19 protein-coding genes and 1 riboswitch are annotated in these 22,990 nt (G+C 61.5%); of the genes, 14 read left to right on the top strand and 5 right to left on the bottom strand.

Translation table 11 applies throughout. The annotated features are described in order from the left end of the window. The first annotated feature begins 192 nt into the window (after window positions 1-192). The 7 genes from ACURWW_RS15625 to ACURWW_RS15595 all read left to right on the top strand — a co-directional run bounded on the left by ACURWW_RS15625 (window position 193) and on the right by ACURWW_RS15595 (window position 7,170). A complete protein-coding gene (locus ACURWW_RS15625) occupies window positions 193-1,122 on the top strand; it encodes a branched-chain amino acid transaminase (protein WP_445617840.1) in 930 nt (309 codons plus the stop codon). A gap of 275 nt (window positions 1,123-1,397) precedes the next feature. Then, entirely contained in the window at window positions 1,398-2,486 is a 1,089-nt protein-coding gene (gene waaF, locus ACURWW_RS15620; RefSeq protein WP_445617839.1) for a lipopolysaccharide heptosyltransferase II, read from the top strand. Window positions 2,487-2,599: 113 nt separating this feature from the next. Further along, on the top strand, window positions 2,600-3,628 hold the full coding sequence (gene rfaC / locus ACURWW_RS15615; RefSeq protein WP_445617838.1) for a lipopolysaccharide heptosyltransferase RfaC: 1,029 nt from the start codon (window positions 2,600-2,602) through the stop codon (window positions 3,626-3,628). Then, the gene (locus ACURWW_RS15610; RefSeq protein ID WP_445617837.1) at window positions 3,625-4,785 is read left to right on the top strand and encodes a glycosyltransferase family 4 protein; all 1,161 of its coding nucleotides are present in this window, start codon (window positions 3,625-3,627) and stop codon (window positions 4,783-4,785) included. The genes rfaC and ACURWW_RS15610 overlap by 4 nt, the downstream gene beginning before the upstream one ends. Beyond that, on the top strand, window positions 4,782-5,594 hold the full coding sequence (gene rfaP / locus ACURWW_RS15605) for a lipopolysaccharide core heptose(I) kinase RfaP (RefSeq protein WP_445617836.1): 813 nt from the start codon (window positions 4,782-4,784) through the stop codon (window positions 5,592-5,594). The genes ACURWW_RS15610 and rfaP overlap by 4 nt, the downstream gene beginning before the upstream one ends. Then, the gene (locus ACURWW_RS15600) at window positions 5,594-6,427 is read left to right on the top strand and encodes a lipopolysaccharide kinase InaA family protein (RefSeq protein ID WP_445617835.1); all 834 of its coding nucleotides are present in this window, start codon (window positions 5,594-5,596) and stop codon (window positions 6,425-6,427) included. The genes rfaP and ACURWW_RS15600 overlap by 1 nt, the downstream gene beginning before the upstream one ends. Before the next feature lie 8 nt (window positions 6,428-6,435). Next, a complete protein-coding gene (locus tag ACURWW_RS15595) occupies window positions 6,436-7,170 on the top strand; it encodes a lipopolysaccharide kinase InaA family protein (RefSeq protein ID WP_445617834.1) in 735 nt (244 codons plus the stop codon). Between the two features lie 99 nt (window positions 7,171-7,269). Here the strand turns inward: ACURWW_RS15595 and ACURWW_RS15590 are convergent, their stop codons facing one another. After that, window positions 7,270-8,250, bottom strand: a complete 981-nt coding sequence (locus ACURWW_RS15590; RefSeq protein WP_445617833.1) for a glycosyltransferase family 4 protein — start codon at window positions 8,248-8,250, stop codon at window positions 7,270-7,272. A gap of 4 nt (window positions 8,251-8,254) precedes the next feature. Beyond that, window positions 8,255-8,899 (bottom strand): class I SAM-dependent methyltransferase, encoded by a 645-nt coding sequence (locus tag ACURWW_RS15585; protein ID WP_445617832.1) that lies wholly within the window; start codon window positions 8,897-8,899, stop codon window positions 8,255-8,257. A 308-nt stretch (window positions 8,900-9,207) separates the two neighbouring features. Between ACURWW_RS15585 and ACURWW_RS15580 the strand changes: the two genes are divergently transcribed. Genes ACURWW_RS15580 through hldE form a run of 3 tightly spaced genes read left to right on the top strand, consistent with a single transcriptional unit; the run spans window position 9,208 to window position 13,751 of the window. Further along, a complete protein-coding gene (locus ACURWW_RS15580) occupies window positions 9,208-10,350 on the top strand; it encodes a glycosyltransferase family 4 protein (protein WP_445617831.1) in 1,143 nt (380 codons plus the stop codon). A 58-nt stretch (window positions 10,351-10,408) separates the two neighbouring features. Beyond that, window positions 10,409-12,262: a lipid A export permease/ATP-binding protein MsbA gene (gene msbA / locus ACURWW_RS15575; RefSeq protein WP_445617830.1), complete on the top strand. Its 1,854-nt coding sequence runs from the start codon at window positions 10,409-10,411 to the stop codon at window positions 12,260-12,262. Between the two features lie 49 nt (window positions 12,263-12,311). Next, window positions 12,312-13,751, top strand: coding sequence for a bifunctional D-glycero-beta-D-manno-heptose-7-phosphate kinase/D-glycero-beta-D-manno-heptose 1-phosphate adenylyltransferase HldE (gene hldE / locus ACURWW_RS15570; protein WP_445617829.1), 1,440 nt, complete (start codon window positions 12,312-12,314; stop codon window positions 13,749-13,751). A gap of 282 nt (window positions 13,752-14,033) precedes the next feature. Here hldE and ACURWW_RS15565 read toward each other — a convergent pair whose 3' ends face one another. Beyond that, window positions 14,034-14,822 carry an aldo/keto reductase gene (locus ACURWW_RS15565; RefSeq protein WP_445617828.1) on the bottom strand — a complete coding sequence of 263 codons (789 nt, stop codon included), beginning with the start codon at window positions 14,820-14,822 and terminating at the stop codon, window positions 14,034-14,036. 93 nt (window positions 14,823-14,915) lie between these two features. Beyond that, complete coding sequence (locus tag ACURWW_RS15560; RefSeq protein ID WP_445617827.1) at window positions 14,916-16,124, bottom strand: FAD-dependent oxidoreductase; 1,209 nt, start codon at window positions 16,122-16,124, stop codon at window positions 14,916-14,918. A gap of 174 nt (window positions 16,125-16,298) precedes the next feature. On the opposite strand from ACURWW_RS15560, the gene waaA reads away from it, so the two are divergent. Further along, complete coding sequence (waaA, locus tag ACURWW_RS15555) at window positions 16,299-17,588, top strand: lipid IV(A) 3-deoxy-D-manno-octulosonic acid transferase (RefSeq protein ID WP_445617826.1); 1,290 nt, start codon at window positions 16,299-16,301, stop codon at window positions 17,586-17,588. Here the strand turns inward: waaA and ACURWW_RS15550 are convergent. Next, on the bottom strand, window positions 17,558-19,024 hold the full coding sequence (locus ACURWW_RS15550; protein WP_445617825.1) for a TolC family outer membrane protein: 1,467 nt from the start codon (window positions 19,022-19,024) through the stop codon (window positions 17,558-17,560). The two genes, waaA and ACURWW_RS15550, sit on opposite strands and share 31 nt — an antisense overlap. A gap of 214 nt (window positions 19,025-19,238) precedes the next feature. Continuing rightward, window positions 19,239-19,337: riboswitch (TPP riboswitch) on the top strand. A 96-nt stretch (window positions 19,338-19,433) separates the two neighbouring features. Here ACURWW_RS15550 and thiD point away from each other — a divergent pair. From thiD to ACURWW_RS15535, 3 genes are all read left to right on the top strand, one after another. Beyond that, window positions 19,434-20,258, top strand: a complete 825-nt coding sequence (gene thiD, locus ACURWW_RS15545; protein WP_445617824.1) for a bifunctional hydroxymethylpyrimidine kinase/phosphomethylpyrimidine kinase — start codon at window positions 19,434-19,436, stop codon at window positions 20,256-20,258. Between the two features lie 178 nt (window positions 20,259-20,436). Beyond that, on the top strand, window positions 20,437-22,383 hold the full coding sequence (gene thiC, locus ACURWW_RS15540; RefSeq protein WP_445617823.1) for a phosphomethylpyrimidine synthase ThiC: 1,947 nt from the start codon (window positions 20,437-20,439) through the stop codon (window positions 22,381-22,383). Continuing rightward, a complete protein-coding gene (locus ACURWW_RS15535; RefSeq protein ID WP_445617822.1) occupies window positions 22,380-22,982 on the top strand; it encodes an NUDIX domain-containing protein in 603 nt (200 codons plus the stop codon). The genes thiC and ACURWW_RS15535 overlap by 4 nt, the downstream gene beginning before the upstream one ends. Window positions 22,983-22,990: the final 8 nt, after the last annotated feature.

The following is a 22,990-nucleotide window of genomic DNA, read 5'->3' as shown; positions in this document are numbered from 1 at the left end:
TCGCTTCCGGTACTGCTCGCTCACCGCGCGCCTGGAAGCGCCCCGCAAAACTCCTGTAGCACGGGATTGAACGGGACGTGCCGCCGTTTTCGAAGGGCAAGTTCGAGAATGCTCTGTTATTAATACAGGCTGACTGCGGGCCGGACGTGCCGCGGCAGCACTGTGATCGTGAAAGTAAATCTGGAGACTTCAATGTCGTTTGCGGATCGTGATGGTGTTATCTGGATGGATGGGGAGCTGGTGGATTGGCGCGAGGCCAAAGTCCACGTGCTGACTCATACTCTGCACTATGGGATGGGGGTGTTTGAGGGTGTGCGAGCCTATGACGCCGGCAAATACGGCACCTGCATTTTCCGCCTGCTGGACCATACCGATCGCCTGTTCCGCTCCGCTCACATCCTGGGCATGAAGATGCCGTTCAGCAAGGAAGAGCTCAACGCCGCCCAGAAGTCCGTGGTACGCGAAAACGGGCTGAAAGAAGGTTATCTCCGTCCCATGGCCTTTCTGGGCTCCGAGGGAATGGGCCTGCGTGCCGACAACCTGCAAACCCATGTGATCGTTGCCGCCTGGGAGTGGCCCTCCTACATGAGCCCAGAGGCCCGCGAGAAGGGCATCAAGGTGCGCACCTCCAGCTACACCCGCCACCACGTGAATATCACCATGTGCAAGGCCAAGGCGAACGGCAATTACATCAACTCCATGCTCGCCCTGCGCGAGGCTCTGGAAAGCGGTTGCGAAGAAGCGCTGTTGCTGGACAACGAAGGCTACGTGGCGGAAGGCAGCGGCGAGAACATCTTCATCGTTCGCGATGGCCGGATCTACACCCCGGAACTGACCTCCTGCCTGGACGGCATCACCCGCAATACGGTATTTCAGCTGGCGGCGGACTGTGGCTACACCATCCACGAGAAGCGCATCACCCGCGACGAAGTGTACGTTGCCGATGAAGCCTTCTTTACCGGCACCGCTGCCGAAGTCCTGCCGATTTGCAGCCTTGACGGCCGTACCATTGGCGAGGGTCGCCGAGGGCCGATCACCGAAAAGCTGCAGACCCTGTATTTCGATGCGGTGCGCGGCAATCTGGATACACACCCCGAGTGGCTGGATCCAATCAAGGGCTGAGCCGGCGACTCGACTTGCCGACTTGGCGTAGGTTGGGTTAGGCCGCAGGCCGTAACCCAACACTTTCCGACAGACGTTACCCGGTAAATTGTTGGGTTACGCTTCGCTAACCCAACCTACGCTGCTACGTCGATGTTGTGGTCCGCGCAATCGCGGAATTCCACCTGCTGCACACAAAAACGGGCGTTTGTGGCATCCAGACCCCCCTCGGCGACGACGTTCGCCGTTTCGTCGCGTAGAATATCGGGCCCATTTCCACCAGCAGTAGCCCTTTCATGCCGGACTCCCAAGCCCAACAGATCCTGATTGTCGGCCCATCCTGGGTTGGTGACATGGTGATGGCGCAATCTTTGTTTCAGGCCCTCAAACAGCAGGACCCGGACGCCGGAATTCACGTGCTGGCGCCCGCCTGGACCCGTCCACTGCTGGACCGTATGCCCGAAGTCAGCGGCAGTTTGGACCTGCCGTTCGGCCATGGTGATTTGCAGATCGGGGCCCGGCGGAGATTTGCGCAGAGTTTGCGGGGCCGATTCCAGCGCGCCATCGTTCTGCCCAATTCCCTGAAATCGGCCCTCATCCCCTGGTTTGCCGGTATTCCGGTTCGCACCGGCTGGCGAGGGGAGATGCGTTACGGGCTGCTCAACGACATTCGCCCGCTGAACAAACCCGACTATCCCCTGATGGTGGAACGCTTTGTGGCACTGGCCCATTCCCCGGGCGCCCCGCTCCCAGAGTCCCTTCCCATCCCGAAATTGACGGCGGACAGCCAGCGCATCCCCGAACTTCTCAGTCACTTCGGCCTGGACCGCATGCATCCGGTGCTGGCGCTCTGCCCCGGTGCCGAGTTCGGGCCGGCCAAGCGCTGGCCCGAACGCCACTACGCGGCGGTAGCCGAGGAGCGGATTCGCGCCGGGTGGCAGGTGTGGATCATGGGCTCCCAAAAGGACCGCGCGGTGGCTCAAGCCATCATTGCCGCCCTGCCGGAAGACGCGCGGCCCCAGTGCCATAACCTGGCCGGCACCACGGCGCTGGCGGACGCCATCGATCTGCTCTCCGCCGCCGACGCCGTGGTCAGCAACGATTCGGGCCTGATGCACGTGGCTGCGGCACTGGGCCGACCGCTGGTGGCCGTATACGGATCAACATCCCCCGCGTTTACTCCGCCCCTGGGGGAGCAGGTTGTTATCGAATCGATTCCTGTAGAATGCGGCCCTTGTTTCAAGCGGGAGTGCCCCCTGGGACACCTGAAATGTCTGGAAGACCTGGAGCCCAAGAAAGTTCTGGCCGGTTTGGAGCGCCTTTTGGAGCAGCAAAAACGGGTGGCGGTCAGGGAATTGAGTGATTCTCTCGGGCCGGCTCGGTGAACGTTGGGTTACGCTTCGCTAACCCAACCTACCACATGGCTACTGTAGATTGGGTTGGGCCGAAGGCCGTAACCCAACAAATCGAGACCATTTGACCAGCACATAAGCGAGATATGCGCGTTCTAGTTATCAAAACCTCTTCCATGGGTGACGTCATTCACGCGCTACCCGCACTGACGGACGCCCGTCGCGCCCTCCCCAACGTTGTCTTCGACTGGGTGGTGGAAGAAGCGTTTGCGGAGATCCCGAGCTGGCATCCAGCCGTGGACCACGTCATTCCGGTCGCGATCCGGCGCTGGCGCAAGCACCTGTTCCGAACCAAAAACTCGACGGAATGGCGGCAATTCAAAACCCAGTTGCGCAAGCACCATTATGACCTGGTGATTGACTGCCAGGGTCTTCTGAAAAGCGCCTGGCTGGGCAGCCTGCTCAAGGCGCCGGTTGCCGGAATGGACAAACAGTCCGCCCGCGAGTCCTTTGCGACCTTCTTCTATCGTCAGCGCTACCCGGTACCGAAGAACATGCACGCGGTAGAGCGCATCCGCCTGCTGTTCGCCCAGGCTCTGAACTACGAGCTGCCTTCGATACGGGGCAACTACAACATCGATCGGCAGCGCTTTTGTGGCTCCGCGCAGGAGCCCGCGAGCATTGTCTTCCTTCACGCAACCGCCCGCGCGGAGAAGCTTTATCCCGAGAGCCACTGGCGCGGCCTGGCTGAGCGCCTGGCCGCCGACGGCTACCGGATCCGTCTGCCCTGGGGCAGCGACGAGGAACGGGAGCGCGCGAAGCGAATTGCGGCAGGCATCGAAGGCGTGGAAGTACTGCCCAGGCTGAATCTCCATGGAGTCGCCTGTGTGCTCGCACAAGCGGCTGCCGTAGTCGCGGTGGATACCGGGCTGGCTCACCTCAGTGCTGCCCTGAACATCCCGACGCTCACTCTTTATGGGCCTACGGATCCAGCCCTGGTCGGTACCTACGGCGACAACCAGTTTCATCTCTGCGATCAGTCGGACAAACATGCACTGGCGGGTCTGATTCCCGAAACGGTGTATTCAACCCTGCGCCGTTCGGTGCTAGACGCCGGCACGGAAGGCAATGAGCGGGGGCAGATGCCGCCCCCGAGCGCGAAGCGGGCGCCATGAACTTTGCCTTCGTTCTGTTCAAGCACATCCCCTACGGTGGCATGCAACGCAACATGCTCGCCATCGCCCGGGCCTGTGCGGAGCGCGGCCACCGCGTAACCATCGTGTGCAGCCGCTGGAACGCGGAGCCCGATGGGCGCTTTGCGGTCGTGGAGTTGCCTCTTGCCGGGCTGGACCGGCTGCGCGGCAACGGCGGCCAGATGCAGCAATTCTGCCGCGCCTTTACCGTCTGGCTGTGTCAGCATCCCCAGGATCTAGTGGTGGGTTTCAACAAGTTTCCCGGGCTGGATGCCTATTACGCTGCGGATTCCTGCTTTGCCAGCAAGGCCCGGGAAGAGAAGTCCTGGCTTTATCGGCTCAGTGCCCGCGCCCGAATCTATCTCAGCTATGAGCACGCAGTGTTCGGCCCCGAAAGCCACACTCGCATTCTCGAGGTATCGCCGAAAGAACGGCCGCGCTTCGTAAAGCATTATGGAACGCCCGAGGAACGGTTCTTTCCCCTGCCGCCCGGCATCTCCCGCGATCGCGCTTCCGCCCAAAACTTTCGCGAACTGCGCACTGCGATCCGTCGGGAGCTGAGTCTGTCCGACCAGCAGCAGGTGTTTCTGGCTGTGGGCTCCGGCTTCAGAACAAAGGGCCTGGATCGCAGCATTCAGCTGCTGGCGGACTGGAATCGCAGGCATGGTGAGCCCGCTGTGCTGCTGGTAGCCGGCGCTGACAAGGACGCTCGCTTCCGCCAGCAGGCTTCACGCCTCGGTGTGGCTGAGCAGGTCCACTTCCTCGGTGGCCGCAGCGATGTGCCCGCTTTGTTTCAGGCCGCGGATGTGGTCCTGCATCCCGCCTACAAGGAAAACACCGGCAACGTGCTTCTGGAAGCCATGATTGCCGGTCGCCCGGTTATCGCCACGGATGTTTGCGGTTACGCCCACTACATCAGCGATGCACAGATGGGCGAGGTTCTCGCCAGTCCCTTCTCGCCTGTTGCTTATCTGAACGCGCTGGAACGCGTGCTGGGAGTGGCGGATCAACAGTGGCGGTCGCGGGGTGCAGAATTTGCGGCACGGGAAGAGATCTATTCCCGGCCCGCCGTGGCTGCCGACTTACTGGAGCAGTTTGCCACTGCGCCCAGTCAGCTGCAGGAGGCCGCCGCCCAATGACGGTGATCCTTCGCGGTGTTTTTGCCGATGCCTGGAACGAGACCAACGCCTTCGATCAGGTTCGCAGCCTGCAGGGCACGACGGTTCGTCACAAGGAGGGGCGTCGTACCCTGCGCTTCGAATTCCAGGGTCGGCATTATTACCTCAAACATCACCGGGGGGTTGGCTGGGGCGAGATTCTCAAGAACTGGAGCCAGTTGAAGGCCCCGGTCACCGGAGCCGTCAACGAATGGCAAGCCATCAACAGGGTACGCGACCTGGGTTTGCATACGCTGAATCCACTTGCTTTTGGTGAGCGCGGCCGCAACCCGGCCGAACGCGAGTCCTTCCTGATTACCGAAGAGCTGACCGGAACGGTTTCACTCGCAAAATACGCCGAACACTGGCCCGATCGCCCGCCATCATTCCGGGAGAAGCGGCAGATCGTCGAAACTGTTGCCCGCATCGCCCGCACTATTCATCGCAACGGTATCAACCACCGGGATCTTTATATCTGTCACTTCCTGCTGAACGAGGAAGCGAGCAGGCGGAGTGATCAGCCGGTGCTTCACCTGGTGGACCTGCACCGGGCCCAGTGCCGCTCCCAGGTGCCGACCCGCTGGCTGGTCAAGGATGTGGGCAGCATCTACTTTTCCGCGGCGGACATCGGTTTGACCCAGCGGGACGTGCTGCGCTTTCTCCGGGTTTATTTCGACAAGCCCCTGCGCCGGACTCTGGCCGAGGACCGGGCGTTCCTGCTGGCGGTACGCAGGCGCGCCCTGCAGTTGTATCGGCGTGATTTCGACCGCGAGCCGGTGCTGGTGCTCTGATGCAGCAGTCCACGGGCGAAAACTGGGAGCAGGTCGCCGCCACTCTGGCGAGTGGAAGTCTTCCCGCTGGATGGCAGCGACTGGTCAGCTCCGCGCAGGCCGGGGTTTTTTTCGCCCGCGATCGCGCCATCTATCTCAAGCTCTTTCATGAGAGCCGCCCCCACAAAAAACTGCGTAGCTGGCTCGCTCCGGGCTATGCCCGTCACCGGCAGTTTGTTCGCAACAGCGAACTGCTGCTGCGCCTGGGCTTTCGCGCGCCCCCCGTACTCGCCAGTGGCAAGGTGCACGGCGCGGCCCGCCACAGCTGTGGGTTTGTGGTCAGCGAGGCGTTCGAGGGCATGGGGCTCGGGTCTTTTCTGGCCCGCTACCTGACAGCCTCTCGCGAGGACGAGCGGCTGCGCCGCTGGAAGCGGTGGGTCATGCGGGAGCTGGGGGCGGAAGTTGCCCGCCTGCACAACGCCGGCATCGCCCATGGGGATTTGCGGCCCGACAATATTCTCCTCAGTTGCATTTCACCGATACCGCAGTTCTGCTTTATTGATAACGAACGCAACCACCGGCACCAGTTCGGAATTTCCCGGCGCGCGCGGGAAAAGAACCTCTCCCAGCTCAACATGCTGTGGTCGGAAGATCTCAGTGCTCCTTACCGGATGCGCTTCATCCGCAGCTACCTGTCCCACAGCGCCCAAGACCTCGATGGCAAGGCTCTGATGCGTCGGGTCAGCGCCATCTCCACGCGTCGACTGCGGGGCAAGCCGCGCGGGGGTTACCGGCAGGGCGACCAGAGACAGATGACCCAACCGGATTTTGATCGCCTGCTGGCGAAGGTGTGAGGACTCGAATGAACCAGTCGGCATTAAACCGGGACCATTGGCAGTTGCTCAAGGACGGCAAACGAATCCGCGTATACCAATCGCACCTGGAGGACGGCAGCCCGGTGGTCGTGAAAACCTATGGGCTGACCGGTCCCCTGAGAAGCTTCAGCTTCCATCGCAAGCGCCGAACCCTGGAACGTTTCTACCGGGAAGTAGGCGACGAGTTCCCGCTGCCGGAGCTCATCTCGGCTGGAACCGTTTCCCCGCCTCGCCTGGGTTATCTGTGCTTTCGTCTTTTGCAGGGGCAGGACTTTCGCCGGGTGCCCTGGAGCCGAATGTCCTCAACTGAGAAAGCCTTGCTGACGCAGCAGGCCGGTAGTCTGCTGGGCAAGCTGCACCATTTTGGTTGGGTCCATGGGGACTACAAGTTCGGCAACCTGATGGAAAGTGGTGGCGACATCTACCTGCTTGACCTCGAAAGCGCGCGCGAAACGACTTCGATGTCCGCGCGCGGGCGGGACCTCGCACGATTCCTGTTGAACGGTGTCGAGCTGGGGCTGGCGGAAGAGGATCTCGCAGCGTTCTGGGTGTGCTATCGAACCCAATGGGGCCAGGGATGGAATCGTCTGCCGGAAGCGGGAATCACCCGGGCGACCCGCCACTGGCTGGCGAAACTGTCTCGTCGCCATGAAAAATACCAGCACCCTGATGCGAAGGCGGACCTTGCCTTTCTGCAAGAGGGAGCCCCGGGATCAAGCTGACTGGCCCCTGTCCCCTGGCCAGGTGGGCAGCCGCGGGAAACCGCTGCCGTGGCTGACGGTGAGCGCTCACTTTTAAAGCTCGATGTGCGGTTCAGTGAGTCACGCCAGCAGTTCCGTGAACAGTTCGTCCATGGTTTTTGCCAGCGCTCCTGCACTGTAGTGATCGCGGGCGCGCTGGAGGGCATTCGTTCCCATCTTCTGCCGCAACTCGCCGTCCTGGAGTTGGCGCACCGCGTCGATCCACTCCTGTGTGCTCGTCACCAGATAGCCATTGATGCCGGGCTGGATGATTTCCGCGTTCGCCCCGCTGTTGGAGGAAATTACCGGCAGGCCGCAGGCCATGTATTGAATCACCTTCAGCGCGCACTTGCCCCGGGTCCAGGGGTCGTCGGTCATGGGTGCGATGCCGATGTGAGCGCTCGCCAACTCCCAGACCTCCGCCTCTTCGGACCACTGGATGCAATAAGTCTTGAGGGGCGCGAAATCGATGGTGAAGTCACCGATCACCTTCAGGCTCAGTTCCGGGAACGCCTGCCCCAGCGCTTCCAGGCTTTCGCGATGGTGTTCCAGGTAGCGGCTGGTGGATCGGCTGCCGATCCAGACCAGGGTCAGAGCCGGGGGCTTGCCGGCCTTGATGTCCCCGTACCGGGCCATCTCCACCGTGGTGGGAAACACCACCGTGCGGGGGCAGCGGGAGTGGTCCGCCAGGTAGCGGTTTCCCGCCAGGCACAGCCGGGCCCGGCCCGTGGTGCTCAGGAAGCGCTTCATCCGCCGCGGGGAGGGACCGCCATCGTCCCGCAGGAAGATGGCGTCATCGTAGTCGAACACCAGGCGCGGGTTGACCCGCTGCATCAGAGCCAGCGTGAGCGGATCGAACAAGCGCCGCTGGATCACCACCACGTCCGCGCGCGCGCATTCCCGCAGCATCTGCAGGCGACCGCGGGTGGCCGGTAGATAGTCCAGCTCCCAGCCCGCCGCGCGCAGATAGTCCCAGTACTGAAAAATACGGTAGCGGCTGGACGCGGCGTCCCTGCGTTTGGAAATGAACAGGATCCTTCCCTTGTGGCTCACCTGGTTCATGGGCTCAGGCGCCCTTGCGGCCGACGGCGATCACCTGCTTGCTGAAATCCAGCCCCAGCAGGCGAAACAGGGGCTGAAAAATCCAGCGCCGCAGCAGCTTCAGCAGCAGAGGGTCCTGATACAGGCGGTACAGAGCTTCCAGTTCGAAGCCGGCATGTTGAACAACCGCACCCAGCTCGTCGTAGCACCATGGCGTAATGTGGGTGGCGTCCCGAAGGTACTCGGGTGGATGGAAGGTATTGGGGGTGGTCACGAAGAGCAGACCACCCGGTCTCAAGTGCCCGAAGGCCGTACGCAGCATCTTGTGGGCGAGTTCCGGCGGCACATGTTCTATGACCTCAAACATGCACACCGCGTCGTACTCGCCCGCGATGTCTTCCAGGCGGTGAAAGTCGTGGGCGTGGGTTCGGTCGATGTCGAAGCTTTTGTAGTGCAGATTCTGCTTCTTTTTCCGCATCAGGTCGTAGAAGTTGCGGCTGCCCGCTCCCAGTTCGAGGATGGAGTCGATGTCCGCCAGCCGTTCGCTCACCAGCTGATGATGGCGCTTTTTGATGGGGAGTGCCCAGATGGTCTTGTAGCGCTTCTGGGTCGCGCGGCGGAAGCGGTAGAGCCCGCTCCAGTCCAGGGGCTCGGCGGTGGAATCAGTCATGGGCTTTGCATCTGTGTCAGTGGCTGCGCGCGGGCGGGCCGGCGCTCAGCTGCAACGGAAAGCGGCCTATCATAAAGGGCTTGGCGCAGGGGATACAGCCATAAGTGTGGAGCCAGAGATTCCCTTTTCCGGGATGGGAGGCAGAGCAAACAACCCAAGGTGCGACAGCTGGCTTGACATGTATAATGGCGCCCCTGCGGCACAGGCCGCGCAAGGCCGCCTGTAGGACTCACACTGTTCCACTTGCGGATGGATAGTAGTCCGGAAAAGCTGCCGCTAGCTGTGCTCCAGCCAGGATCTCTTCACTCATGACCTCGACGGTTCTCCAACTTAACAAAATTTACCGGTTCGACGCTCCTCTCATCAACAATATGGTGAAACCCGACAGCAAGGACTTCCGCACGGTGACTTGCTATCTGTCCGGCAAGCCGGACGGCAGGAATGGCATGGAGCAGCGAGCGGCACAAACGGTCTACTGCCGCATTCCTCTCAAGCAGGTGAACTGGAGGAACCGGGAGACGATCCGACGGGTGGCGGCCATTATTGATGAATACGAGGTGGATCTGGTGGTCTGCCAGTACCGGCGCAGCATTCCCATTGGTGTGCTGGCTGCGATGCTCTCAAAGCGCAAGCCCAAGGTAATTGCCATATTGCACGGCATCGTCGGCGGCAAGGTGGGTTGGGGCCGTAAACTGGTCAATTTTTTTGCCTTCCGCAAATTGGCAAAAGTCGTTTCCGTCTCGGAAGCCGGTGTTGCCGATATTCTCAAGTTGAACATCGCTTTGGATCCGGGCAAGGTGACGGCGATTCCCAATGGTCTGGATTGCGAGCCCTTCCTTGCTCCTTCGCGTGTTGACCGGGAAAATCTGTTTCCCAAGTTCGGTCCCCAGGATTTCATATTCGTCATGGTCGGACGCCTCGCCCCTGTGAAGAATCACCAGGGTGTGCTGCGCGCCTTTGCCGCGCTCGCCGGGGACTTTCCCCAGGCCCGGCTCGCCATCGTGGGTACAGGGCCCATGGAAGCGGAGATTCGCCGATCCATTGCGGCATTGGACCTGAAGGACCGGGTTCAGCTCCTGGGTTATCGCACCGACGTTCCGGACATCCTCAAGAACGCGGACGCCTACCTGATGCCGTCGTTTCGGGAGGGTTTCGGGCTCGCCCTCGCGGAAGCGATGGTCTGCCGGTTGCCGGTGATTACTTCACGCACCGGCGGCATGCGGGAGCTGGTTCCCGGTGAGCGCTACGGCTTGCTGGTGGACCCCAACTCAGTGGAGTCCATTGCGGTTGCCATGCGCCGGGTCATGCAGAATCACCCGGAAAAAAACCGGACCATCGGGGACAACGCCCGTCGGCGAGTACTGGAAAACTTTACAGCAGAACGGATGGCTGATGACTATGAAGCCCTCTATCGGTCCGTTCTCGCACCCCCGGGCGAAAATCACCCATAACGGAGCACGGCCAAATGCTCCTCAGCCCCTTAACGCAACGCAAAGCAAAGATAATTTAGTGGCAAAACGAACACAGGCAATATCCCAGAACCAACCCGGCCAATGGCGCATTTACTTGCGCTTGTTGAGCTATTTGCGTCCGCACCTGTTCATGTTCTCGTTGAACGTGCTGGGGTTTTTCATCTACGCAAGTACTCAGCCCATGCTCGCCAAGCTCACCGAGTTCCTTATCGGTGCGCTGGAAAACCGCGATGCACCGGCCCGGGACGAAACCGAGACAGCGACCGGCCCGTTGGGCGGGCTTGCGGACAAGCTTACGCCTGATTGGGATTGGCTTTCGTCATTCAGCGATGAGCTGCTGCTGGTGCCCTACCTGGTGGTCTTCATTTATCTCTTGCGAGGTATCGGTTTATTTGTAGGCAACTACGCCATCGCGGTGGTGGCGGAAAACATTGTCCACTCCCTGCGCACGGAAGTGTTCAACAAGCTCACCACCTTGCCCAGCAGCTACTTTGATGAACAAAGTTCCGGGCACCTGATCTCGAAGATCACCTACAACGTGGCCCAGGTGACTGTTGCCGCCACAGAAGCGCTCAAGATCATTCTGCGGGAAGGGTTCACCGTGGTGTTGGTCATGGCCTATCTGTTCTATACGAACTGGAAGTTGACCATGGTCTTTGTTGCCATCGCGCCGGTCATTGCGCTGTTCGTTTCCATTGCGGGCAAACGGTTGCGCCGTATCAGTGGCAAATTGCAGACCGCCATGGGCGCCATTACCAGCATCTCCTCGGAAATGATCGGCGGCTATCGCGTCATGCGCAGTTTCGGCGGTGAGGAATATGAGAAGCGCCGCTTTCGGGACGCCAGCCGCTACACCTACCGGCAAAACGTCAAAATGGTATTCACCGCCAATTTGGCCACCTCGGTCAACCAGTTCATTGTGGCCATTGCCCTGGGCGCGCTGATGTTGATTGCCATCAGCTTCATCGGCACCGGTGGCGCGGCAGAGTTGGTGGGTTACATGGTCGCGGTAGGGCTGCTTCCAAAGGCCATGCGTCAGCTCAGCGACGTGTATGGCAAAATCCAGAAAGGCCTGGTAGCGGCCCACAGCGTATTCGAGCAGATCGATGAGCCGGGCGAGAAGGATGAGGGACGCTACGAAGTGGACCGGGTTCAGGGAAAGGTGGAGTTCGAGAACCTCAGCTTCATTTATCCGGGCGCGGACAAGCCGGCCCTGGAGAGCATCGATCTGGTGGTTGCCCCCGGCACCACCGTGGCTCTGGTGGGGCGCTCCGGCAGCGGCAAGTCCACCCTCGTGAGCCTCATCCCCCGCTACTACGATCACACCACTGGCGCAATCCGGCTGGATGATCGGGAAATCAATGAGTATTCGCTGGCGAGCCTGCGCCGCCAGATTGCCCTGGTGACTCAGGACGTGGTGCTGTTCAACGATACGGTTCACAACAACATCGCCTATGGGGACCTGGCCACCAAGAGCCGGGAGGAAGTAATCGCCGCCGCGCGCAATGCCCATGCTCTTGAGTTCATCGACAAATTGCCCGACGGCCTGGATACCCAGATCGGCGAAGACGGAACTCGCCTGTCCGGCGGCCAGCGCCAGCGTCTGTCCATCGCCCGCGCCTTCCTGAAGGATGCGCCGGTTCTGATTCTGGACGAAGCCACTTCGGCACTGGACAGCGAATCGGAGAACCTGATCCAGGACGCCCTGGAGAAGGTGGTTAAGAACCGCACCACCTTTGTCATTGCCCATCGGCTGTCCACCATCGAAAATGCGGACAAGATTGTGGTGATGGAGGACGGCCACATTGTGGAGGTGGGGTCCCACCGGGAGCTGTTGGCAATGGACGGGGCCTATGCAAAACTCCACGCGGGCCAGTTCAAGGAAGAGTAGCGATCACCCATCCTCCACAGCCACCACCCAGACGTACACGGAGAACTCAATGCAACTGACCATGCCCCGTTTCAACAACTCCCAGGTTCTGGTTGTGGGCGACGTAATGGTCGACCGTTACTGGTATGGCGACACGTCAAGGATCTCTCCCGAGGCGCCGGTACCGGTGGTTAAAGTGGGTCGGCAGGAAGACCGCCCCGGTGGCGCGGCCAACGTGGCCCTGAACATTGCTGCCCTTGGCGCCGGCGCTTCTCTTACTGGCGTGGTCGGTAACGATGAGGCGGCCCAGGCGCTGCAGGCAACCTTGAGTGCCGCAAACATTTACGCGGACTTCCATCAGTCTGCCGACAAACCCACGATCACCAAGCTGCGGGTGATGAGCCGTCACCAGCAGCTCATCCGGATGGATCTCGAAGAATCTTACGGCGAGGCGGACAGCCAGGGTTGCTATGCAAAAGTGGCGTCGCTCCTCAGTAATGCGGGCGCGATCATCCTTTCCGATTACAGCAAGGGCACCCTGCAGGACGTACAAGGTTTCATCGCTCTGGCCAGGGCCAACGCGGTGCCGGTACTGGTGGACCCGAAAGGCGCCGACTTTGCCCGCTACCGGGGCGCGACGCTGTTAACTCCCAATTTGCACGAGTTCGAAACGGTAGTGGGCCCCTGCGCCACGGAGCAGGAGCTGGTTTCTCGCGGCACGCGGCTGATTGAAGAGCTCGAACTGGACGCTTTGCTGGTGACGCGCGGTGAGCACGGCATGACGCTGCTCTTACCCGGTCACCCGGAGCTTCACCTCCCGGCGCGCGCCCGTGAGGTATTCGATGTTACTGGCGCCGGGGACACGGTGATCGCTGTATTGGCCGCCAGCCTCGCTGCCGGTGAAAGCTACGCCCAGGCGGTGGCGCTGGCCAATCTGGCTGCCGGCATTGTGGTGGGCAAGCTGGGTACGGCGGTGGTGAGCGGGCCGGAACTGCGCCGGGCGGTGCAGCAGGAGAGTGGCTCGGAACGGGGCGTCGTTTCCCTGGATCAGTTGCTGGTGGCGCTGGATGATGCCCGGGATCAGGGGGAGTCGGTGGTGTTCACTAACGGTTGTTTTGACATCATTCACGCGGGTCACGTGGGCTACCTGGAAGAGGCGCGAAAGCTGGGCCATCGTTTAATTGTGGCGATCAATGACGATGACTCGGTCCGCCGATTGAAGGGCGCAGGCCGCCCCATCAATCCGGTGGACCGCCGCGCGGCGGTGCTCGCTGGCCTGGAGGCGGTGGATTGGGTTATCAGCTTCCCGGAGGACACTCCCGAGAATCTTCTGCACGCGATCAAGCCTGATGTGCTGGTGAAGGGCGGCGACTACAGTGATGATCAGGTGGTCGGAGCGGATATCGTCAAGCAGTATGGCGGTGTAGTGCGTGCCTTGTCGTTGTATGACAACTGCTCGACCACGGCCATTGTGGACAAGATCAGGGATAACGATCGAGAGGGGTCGTGACGATCGAGGATCAGTTTGTAGGTGGGTGCCTCTGGCCCGTTTGGCCATGGGACGGGGTATTTCGAAAACGCGGTGAATACATCCATGTAGCTCCCTCGCGGCATCCATGCCGCCAGGGTTTCGAAATACCCCGTCCCATGGCCAAACTGCATTGTGCCGGGGCATAGCTTTGCGCAAAAACTGAGATGCGCAAAAACTGAGAGTTGCTGGTGTGGGCTCTGGTGGGTAACGGCGGGTCTGGGGGCCAACTTCTTCGCTTTGGGCGTTGCGACGGGCTGACGATCAGCGGCCCGTGAGAGCGTCCACGTTCTGTCTCAAGTGCTTCGGGTTAATGGTGCCCACTATCGCGCTGGTGACTCCCGGGTGGGAGAACACGAAGTCCATGCTCTGTTGGAGTGCGTCGGCCTTGTCGCCCGCGGCGATGTGGCCGCTGGCCAGAACTTTTTTCAGCAGCACGCCCTTGTTGTGCTGGTGGCAGTAATCGATGACCGGTTCCTCTTCACGCTCCTGAAGGTTGTAGGTCACCATCATGCAATCGGATTGTTTGGCGGCGAGCAGGCCCCCCTCCACGGTCTTGCTGGACATGCCGATCGCCCGGATCAGGCCTTCCTTTTTTAGCTGGGCGAGGGTCTCCAGTGCGCCGCCTTCAACAATGGTCCGGTCCCGACCGTCCGAGTGAAGGAGCAGGATGTCGATATAGTCCGTGTTCAGGCGGCGCAGGCTGCGCTCCACGCTGTAGCGCAGGTGGGTGGCGGAAAAGTCGTGGCTGGACTCTCCGTTGCTAAACTCTTCGCCGGCCTTGCTGCAGATAATCCAGTCCTGTCGTTGCCCCTTGAGGAGCGTGCCCAGGCGTTCTTCGCTGTTGCCGTAGGCGGGGGCTGTGTCGATCAGGTTGATGCCCAGGTCCCTGGCCAGCGCTATGATGGAGGCGGCCTCCCGGTCGTCCGGTATCTTGAATTGATGTGGGTATTTTACGCCCTGGTCCCGGCCCAGTTTCACGGTGCCCAGGCCCAACTGGCTGACCATCAGTCCGGTGTTGCCCAGGGGGCGTCGGGTTAGGGTTTCGCGCATCGACGGTGGGTCCTCTTCTGCGGCGTTTTCATCCGCGCCCCATGCGGGCGCAGGCGATGGGTGTCAGGTGTATGTATCCAAACCGGGATTGCATTAGCGGTCCCAGGGGGGTAGCGAAACTTCCGCCGTAGGCAGCACGGCCAGTTCCGCGGCCCGGTCGTCGCCGGCTTCAATGTGGTCCCGTTGCAGCAGGTGCAGCACTTCGTTGGCCAGGTTGGGAGCGAGGGTCAGCTTGGTGGGCCAGCCCACAATCACGTTCTCCAATCCATCGGCGGGTTTGGCGTAGGCCTTGTCCGGGCGCAGAAAGTTGCGCTGGCGGGCCTCCGCCCGGTCGATGCGACGCGCCAGCCATTCGGCGCCGCTCAGGTCCACCCAGGGCAGGAGCTGTCGTATCTCCCGCTGGGCGCTGGCGATCACTTCCGCCTCACTTTGCTTTACGCCCGCTTCCGCAATCCCGCCGCCCAGGGACCAGACCCGGCGCCCGTCGGCGCTGGGGTGTGTGGAGATGCTGATGCGCGGCGTGGTGTCCGGGCCCAGGCAGTGGCCAAAAAAGTCATAGTCCAGGTTGTGCTTCACCCAGACCTGATGGACCGGTCGCAACTGCATGCGCGGTTTTTCCTGGCCCAGAGCGGCCAGCAGGTCCGCATTGCCCTTGCCGGCTGTGAATACGAAGCGCCGGGCCCGTACCCGGAGGGACTCCCTGCCGTGCTGGATCCACAGTTCGGCCTGCCTGCCGTCCCGGTGCCACTGGTATTCGCTGCCTGCAAGAGAAAAGACCCGTGGGCCAGCCCGCTCCGCCAGGGTCTGGAGCACGCTGGGAACGTCGAGAACGATGTCCGTGAGGCGGTAGACCTGACCTTTGAAGGCCGGGTTGTCCAGCAGCGGGGGGTAGTTTGCCCGGTCCAGTTTTTCTATCCGTCCCTGCACTGCCTTGCTGGCGAAGAATGTGCTCATGCGGGAGCTCACGCCGTCGCTGGACCAGAAGTAGAAATGGCGGCTCAGCAGGTGTGCGCCCTGCAGGTCCACGTTGCCCTCACCCGCCAGGCAGCGGGACCAGTAGGCGGGCATGTCGGCGATGGATTCCGAGGCCTTGGACAGTGCCCCGGCCAGGGTGTACTTGATTCCGCCGTGGATCATGCCCTGGGAGGCAAGCGTCTGGTCGCTGCCGAGGGAGCCCTGCTCGAACAGAGCGCTCTGGTAGCCCTGCCCGCGCAGGCGGTTCAGCAGCCAAAGGCCCGCGATGCCACCGCCGACAATGGCGATATCCAGCTCTACGGTACGTGAAGGGGGCGTTTGGATCATTGATACTCCCGGTGGACGGTACTCTCGGCGTGCGGTGGACAGGGCGCGTGCCGAACTGCACAATCCGGCGCTTCGCTAATACTGAGGCGGGGCACAGTATACTGGCTCGGGACCCGGATTTCCCGGGACCGGATCGGCACTGGCACCAAACGCTTCGTCCAACACGAGTAAAGAATGCGCTGGCTCTACACACTGGTCTTCTACCTGGCCCTGCCCCTGATTCTCGCGCGACTGCTCTGGCGTGCGCGCAAAGCACCCGCCTACGCCCGCCGCTGGCGCGAACGCTTCGGGATTTTCCCGGCGCCCCGTCTGAAAGGTCCGGTGCTCTGGCTGCACTCCGTGTCGGTTGGCGAGTCCATCGCCGCCGCGCCTCTGGTGCGGGCGTTAATGGAACGGCACCCGGAGGCCAGCTTCGTGGTCACCACCACCACACCCACGGGCTCGGAGCAGGTGCGCAAGCTCTACGGGGATTCCGTTTTTCATGTTTACGCGCCCTATGACCTGCCTACCTGTATTGGCCGCTTTCTCAAGCGCATCCGTCCCGAGTGCCTGGTTATTATGGAGACGGAGTTGTGGCCCAACACCGTGGCCCTATGTCGCGAGCGCGGGATCGCTACCATCCTGGCTAACGGTCGCCTCTCGGAAAAGTCCGCCGCCGGTTATCGCAGGGTCTCCCGGCTCATGGAACCCGTCTTCGCCGGACTCAGCGCGGCGGCCATACAGCACGTGGATGATGCCCGCCGGATGCAGTCCCTGGGCTTGCCCCCGGCCAAAAGCCATGTGACCGGCAACATCAAATTCGATCTGAGCATTCCAGGGCCCCTGCGGGCGCGAGCCGCGCAACTGAAGGGCGAGATTGTTGCTGCCGCTCCCCGCCCCGTGTGGATTGCCGCCAGTACCCACCGCGGGGAAGACGAGCAGATTCTCAGCAGTTTCGAGGCGGTGCGTCGGAACCACCCGGAGCTTTTCCTTATTCTGGTGCCACGCCATCCGGAACGCTTCAATGAGGTGGCCGCACTGTGCGAGCAGCGAGGGTTCCGGGTGCAGCGCCAGAGTGCCGCCGAGCCGGTTTCCTCGGAAACCGATATTCTGCTGGGGGACACCATGGGCGAACTGCTTATGCTGTTCGGCGCTGCGGATCTCGCATTTGTCGGAGGGAGTCTGGTGCCGGTGGGTGGTCACAACCTGATCGAACCTGCCGCCTGGGGCCTGCCGGTCCTGAGTGGTTCCCACCTGTTCAATTTTTCCGAAGCATCACGCCTGTTGCAGGGCGCCGATGGAATGGCCGTTGCGGAGGATCAGCATGCCCTGGCGGCACTGGTCGGGGAGTTGCTGAGTGATGCGGGGCGTCGGGAGGCAATGGGGCAGCGCGCACTCGCGGTGGCCGAAGCCAACCGCGGCGCGCTGGAGAAGCTTGTTGAAGTGGTGGAGACTTACTGGGCGAAGTCGGCCGGCGACACCTGACTCTGGGCATTCAGCCATTCGTTCAGCTTCACCACATCCTCGGGACTCAAAGTACCCGCTGCCTGTTTCAGGCTCAGGGTGTCGAGGATGTAGTTATACAGGGCGTCATAGTAGTTGCGCTGGGCCGAGTAGAGGTTGCGCTGGGCGAGCAGGACGTCGACCAGGGTACGGGTCCCCACTTCATAGCCGGCCTGGGTGGCCTCCAGGGCGCTCTGGTTGGACACGATCGCCTGGCGCAGGGCCTCGACCCGGACCACGCCGGTCTCCACCGCAAGGTGGGAGGCGCGGGCCAGTTGAATGGTCTGGCGCTGGGTCAGGCGGGCCAGGTCGTCAGCGCGCATGGCCTGGGCATAGGCCTGGCGACGCTGGGCGGAAACGCGCCCGCCACTGAAAACTGGAACGCTCAAGTTCAAACCTGCAGACCATCCATCGTTTTCGGTGTCCCGGTAGGTGTCGACTCTCCTGCTAATGGGCAGGCCAAAGGTGGGGCTATCTTCATTTTGGTCAATAAAGTTACTGACCGTGGACCGGTCCGAAGAGGACTCCGACTCTGAGTATCCAACCACAGCGTTCAGCGTCGGCAGGTGATCCGCTCGCCGGGTTTTCGCCGTCAATTCGGCCAGGTCCGCGTTGAGCCGGGCGGACTGCAGGCTGTAGTTGTTCTGCAGTGCGAACTCAACCCAGGCTTCACGCTGGGCCGGCACCGGGTCCGTAACCGGGAAGTCTTCCTCGATGGGAGCGACCTGGTCGTGGGGCTGGCCGGTCAGAACTTCCAGCGCTTCGTAGTAGATGGCCAGGTTACCGCGGGCCGCAATGGCACTGGCCACCGCGCTGTCGTACTGTGCCTGAACCTCATGCACATCCGTAATTGCGGTCAAGCCCACTTCATAGCGCTGGCGGGTTTGCTCCAGTTGTGATTCCAGCGCTTCCTGCTCTGCGAGTGCGGTTTCCAGGGTGTCGATTGCGCGAAGCACATCGAAATACGCCGTGGCAACGCGAACAATAAAGTCCTGCTGATCGGCCTTGAACTGGACGAGAGCCGCCTCCGTGTTTACAGCACCCGACTTGTAGGAGTACCAGGCTCCCATGTCGAACAGGGGCTGCTGCAAGCGAACGGACCAACTGGTGGTATCGCCTTCAGAGGACGTATCGTCTGTCGCGTCCGGGAAGATGTTCCCACTGAAGACCTGCGGGCCGGATGTCACGTTATTGCCGTCAGTTTCTTCGTAAGAGGCGGAACCGGAAATCTGCGGCAGCAGAGCGGACAAACCGATCTTTCTGTTTTCCAGCCCGGCTTCATAGGCGGAGCGGGCGGCTGCGAGTTCGGGGTCGTTGTCCAGGGCCTGTTCGTAAATTTCGAGAAGTGTGGCGCTGTGGGTAAGGCCGCTGGCCAGGAGCAAGCAAACCGCGCTTGCTGAAGGGGAGAGAAATTTCATTCTTTCAGTGTCCCTGTGTGACGAGAAATGCCGCGCCGAGTGTAGCGTTTTGACCACAAAAGGTCGAGTTGGCGCCTCACGTGCGGGGTTAAATTCTGTTAAATATTTCCGCGCCCGATTTGGGCTTCACAACATTGCGACCCAAGGGTCCCGAAGCCATGGCCCACACCTGACTCTCCTTTACAGTCCAGGCGGGACTCACTAGACTGCGGCGATCATCTTGTCGGGGTGTCCGCACGGAATGTGCGGGCTGAGAAAGACCCGTGAACCTGATCCAGTTCATGCTGGCGTAGGAAACGAGATACACAGTGGCGCAGCGTCCATTTCTTGCCCCTCCTCCCGTTTCCCGTCCATCGTCCGCTCAAGGTTTTCAACTGAACTGAATCAGCCGAAACCGGAGCGCACAATAATGGCGTCACAAAACACATCCATCGCCTTGACCATTGCCGGCAGTGATCCCAGCGGCGGTGCCGGCATCCAGGCGGATCTGAAAACCTTTACGGCTCTGGGGGTTTATGGCTGCGCTGCCATCACGGCGTTGACCGCCCAGAACACGCATGGCGTGTCCGGCGTCTGGCCGTTGCCCGAGGGCAGTGTGGCCGGCCAGATTGCCAGCGTGCTGGAGGACGTGCCGGTCGGGGCCGTCAAGCTGGGCATGTTGCTCAACAGCACCGTCATCGCTGAAGTAACGCGCGAACTGAGCAAGCGCCCTGACCTTCCTCTAGTTTGCGATCCGGTCATGGTGGCCACCAGTGGCGACCGCCTGCTGGATGACTCGGCGGTGGCCAGTCTCACCGGCGGCTTGCTGCCGCTCTCTCATCTCATCACCCCAAACACCGCCGAGGCCGCTGTACTGCTTGACTGCGCTCCGGCGGATTCAGAACAGGCCATGGAGCGGCAGGCGGAAGCTCTCCTGGAAATGGGCCCAAGGGCAGTATTGCTCAAGGGCGGCCATTTGCCGGGTGACCAGGCCAGTGATTTGCTGCTCTGGGCGGCGGACGGCGCCCTTCGGTCCCGCTGGTTCCGCGCCCCGCGCATCGACACCCGCAACACTCACGGCACCGGCTGCACCCTTGCTGCCGCAATCGCCGCCGGCCTGGCCCAAGGCCGGGACATGGAGGCGGCTGTGGGGGCAGCCAAGCAATACCTGAGCGGCGCCATCGCCCACGCCGACCGGATTCGTGTCGGTTCGGGCGCCGGCCCGGTAGATCATCTGTGGCGGATCGAAACGTGACACCGGCACGTTCCGTAGGTTGGGTCAGGCCGCAGGCCTTAACCCAACGGCCGTAACCCAACGGTTCTGCAAAAGTATGGTTAATGTTGGGTTACGCTGCGCTAACCCAACCTGCGCCAACCTACCGACGTCCCCGCCAACCCCCAGCACCCAACAACACAAACAACGGAGAGGCACCATGAGCAGTCACAAGGCACCACTGACCCAGGTCGATCAACAGGCGGTCCAACCTTTTCCGGCGTCCCGGAAAATCTATGTGGAGGGGCAGCAGCACCCGGTGCGGGTGCCCATGCGGGAAATCACCCTGCAGGCCACGTCGACGGATTTTGGGGGTGAGGAAAACCCGCCTGTCTGGGTGTATGACACCTCCGGTCCCTACACGGACCCGGAGGCGAACATCGACCCGCAGCGAGGCCTGCCGGATCTGCGTGGGCCCTGGATCGACGCACGGGGTGATACCGAGTGGCTCGAGGGTGTCAGTTCCCGCTTTACCGCCGAACGCCTGGACGACCCAACGCTCGCCGCCCTGCGTTTCTCCCATCGTCGCCAGCCCCGCAAAGCCAAAGCAGGGGCCAACGTGTCCCAGATGCACTATGCCAAACGGGGCATCATCACCCCGGAAATGGAGTACGTGGCCATTCGGGAAAACATGAACCTCCAGCGGGCGAAGGAAATGGCGGCCGCAGGCCAAGGTCCTCTGGCGAGCCAGCATCGGGGTGAGTCCTTCGGGGCGGCCATTCCCGACGCCCTTTCGGAGGGCATCACCCCGGAATTCGTCCGCAGCGAACTGGCTCGCGGCCGGGCCATCATCCCGGCCAATATCAATCACCCGGAACTGGAGCCCATGATCATTGGCCGGAACTTCCTGGTGAAGATCAACGGCAACATTGGCAACTCCGCCCTCGGCTCCTCAATCGAGGAAGAGGTGGAAAAGCTCACCTGGGGCACCCGCTGGGGGGCGGACACCATCATGGATCTGTCCACGGGCAAGAACATCCACGAGACCCGTGAGTGGATTCTGCGCAACTCTCACGTGCCTATTGGCACCGTGCCGATTTACCAGGCCCTGGAGAAGGTGGGAGGCGTTGCCGAGGACCTCACCTGGGAAGTGTTCCGGGACACGCTCATCGAACAGGCGGAGCAAGGTGTGGATTACTTCACAATTCACGCCGGTGTATTGCTGCGTTACGTTCCCCTCACTGCGAAGCGAGTGACCGGCATCGTCTCCCGCGGCGGGTCCATCATGGCCAAGTGGTGTCTCGCCCACCATCGGGAGAGCTTCCTCTATACCCATTTCGAGGACATTTGCGAGATCATGAAGGCCTACGATGTGTCCTTCTCCCTCGGCGATGGACTGCGCCCCGGTTCGGTGGCCGACGCCAATGACGAGGCTCAGTTCGGGGAGTTGGAAACCCTCGGTGAACTCACAAAAATCGCCTGGAAGCACGATGTGCAAACCATGATCGAGGGTCCGGGTCACGTTCCCATGCACCTGATCAAGGAGAACATGGACAAGCAGCTCGCCGAGTGCGGCGAAGCGCCCTTCTATACCCTTGGGCCCCTGACCACCGATATCGCCCCGGGCTACGACCACATCACCTCCGGTATCGGTGCCGCCATGATCGGCTGGTATGGCTGTGCCATGCTCTGCTATGTGACCCCCAAAGAGCATCTGGGCCTGCCGGACAAGGACGACGTGAAAGAGGGCATCATTACTTACAAAATTGCCGCTCATGCGGCGGATCTGGCCAAAGGCCACCCGGGCGCGCAACTGCGGGACAACGCTCTGTCCAAGGCCCGCTTCGAGTTCCGCTGGGAGGACCAGTTCAACCTCGGCCTGGACCCGGACACCGCCCGGGCCTACCACGACGAGACGCTCCCCAAGGAGAGCGCCAAAGTGGCCCATTTCTGCTCCATGTGCGGACCGAAATTCTGTTCCATGAAAATCAGTCAGGAAGTGCGCGACTATGCTATACAGGATAAAAGGGTCGCCGAAACGGAAGAGCTGGCCGTGCGGATGATTGATGTGGAAGCCGAGATGCAGCAGAAAGCCCGGGAGTTCAAGGAGCAAGGCGGGGAAATTTATGTCAAACAGCACTCGCCCGCTGAGGCGGAACCGGAATGAGTATCGATAAACCTCAGTTCCACCGGCAGGATGTGGAAATCGAACAGGAAGAAGTTGTCTACGACGGCTTCTTCCGAATGAAGGAGCTGCGACTCCGCCATCGGCTCTTCGCCGGTGGCTGGAGTGGGACAATCAGTCGCGAGCTGTACCTGCGTCATGAAGCAGTCGGGGTGCTGCTTTACGATCCCCGTCGCGACCTGATCGGACTTGTGGAACAGTTCCGCGTCGGTGCCCTCGAAGAGCCCCTCGGGCCGTGGTGCATGGAAGTAGTGGCTGGTATCATCGATAGCCAGGAAAGCCCGGAACAGGTGGCGCTGCGAGAGGTTAAGGAAGAGGCTGGCCTGGTGCCCGAGCGGGTCGAGTACATCTGCAACTACCTGGCGAGTCCGGGCGGCAGCAACGAGCGTTTGCACCTCTACTGCGGCTACTGCGATCTGGACGGAGCGGGTGGAATTTACGGCCTCGACCATGAAAACGAGGACATCAGGCTCCACGTACTTCCGGCAGCGGAAGTGTTTGAAAACCTTTACGGTGGGCGCTTCAACAATGCGGCCACCATGATCTGCCTGCAATGGCTGCAGGTCAGACGCGAGCAATAACTGCCCGC

It is taken from the genome of Gilvimarinus sp. F26214L, from assembly GCF_054401055.1.
The sequence above is the reverse complement of the archived record's forward strand: the minus strand, read 5'-3'. Positions and strand labels throughout refer to the sequence as shown.

Bases quoted from the DNA above. Each gene is read 5' to 3' on its own strand.
- ACURWW_RS15610 (WP_445617837.1), top strand. From the start codon at position 3,625: ATGAACTTTGCCTTCGTTCTGTTCAAGCACATCCCCTACGGTGGCATG.
- rfaP (WP_445617836.1), top strand. From the start codon at position 4,782: ATGACGGTGATCCTTCGCGGTGTTTTTGCCGATGCCTGGAACGAGACC.
- ACURWW_RS15560 (WP_445617827.1), bottom strand. From the start codon at position 16,124: ATGATCCAAACGCCCCCTTCACGTACCGTAGAGCTGGATATCGCCATT.
- ACURWW_RS15595 (WP_445617834.1), top strand. From the start codon at position 6,436: ATGAACCAGTCGGCATTAAACCGGGACCATTGGCAGTTGCTCAAGGAC.
- ACURWW_RS15550 (WP_445617825.1), bottom strand. From the start codon at position 19,024: ATGAAATTTCTCTCCCCTTCAGCAAGCGCGGTTTGCTTGCTCCTGGCC.
- ACURWW_RS15565 (WP_445617828.1), bottom strand. From the start codon at position 14,822: ATGCGCGAAACCCTAACCCGACGCCCCCTGGGCAACACCGGACTGATG.
- hldE (WP_445617829.1), top strand. From the start codon at position 12,312: ATGCAACTGACCATGCCCCGTTTCAACAACTCCCAGGTTCTGGTTGTG.
- rfaC (WP_445617838.1), top strand. From the start codon at position 2,600: ATGCGCGTTCTAGTTATCAAAACCTCTTCCATGGGTGACGTCATTCAC.
- ACURWW_RS15590 (WP_445617833.1), bottom strand. From the start codon at position 8,250: ATGAACCAGGTGAGCCACAAGGGAAGGATCCTGTTCATTTCCAAACGC.
- ACURWW_RS15585 (WP_445617832.1), bottom strand. From the start codon at position 8,899: ATGACTGATTCCACCGCCGAGCCCCTGGACTGGAGCGGGCTCTACCGC.
- thiD (WP_445617824.1), top strand. From the start codon at position 19,434: ATGGCGTCACAAAACACATCCATCGCCTTGACCATTGCCGGCAGTGAT.
- ACURWW_RS15535 (WP_445617822.1), top strand. From the start codon at position 22,380: ATGAGTATCGATAAACCTCAGTTCCACCGGCAGGATGTGGAAATCGAA.
- thiC (WP_445617823.1), top strand. From the start codon at position 20,437: ATGAGCAGTCACAAGGCACCACTGACCCAGGTCGATCAACAGGCGGTC.
- waaF (WP_445617839.1), top strand. From the start codon at position 1,398: ATGCCGGACTCCCAAGCCCAACAGATCCTGATTGTCGGCCCATCCTGG.
- ACURWW_RS15580 (WP_445617831.1), top strand. From the start codon at position 9,208: ATGACCTCGACGGTTCTCCAACTTAACAAAATTTACCGGTTCGACGCT.
- ACURWW_RS15600 (WP_445617835.1), top strand. From the start codon at position 5,594: ATGCAGCAGTCCACGGGCGAAAACTGGGAGCAGGTCGCCGCCACTCTG.
- waaA (WP_445617826.1), top strand. From the start codon at position 16,299: ATGCGCTGGCTCTACACACTGGTCTTCTACCTGGCCCTGCCCCTGATT.
- ACURWW_RS15625 (WP_445617840.1), top strand. From the start codon at position 193: ATGTCGTTTGCGGATCGTGATGGTGTTATCTGGATGGATGGGGAGCTG.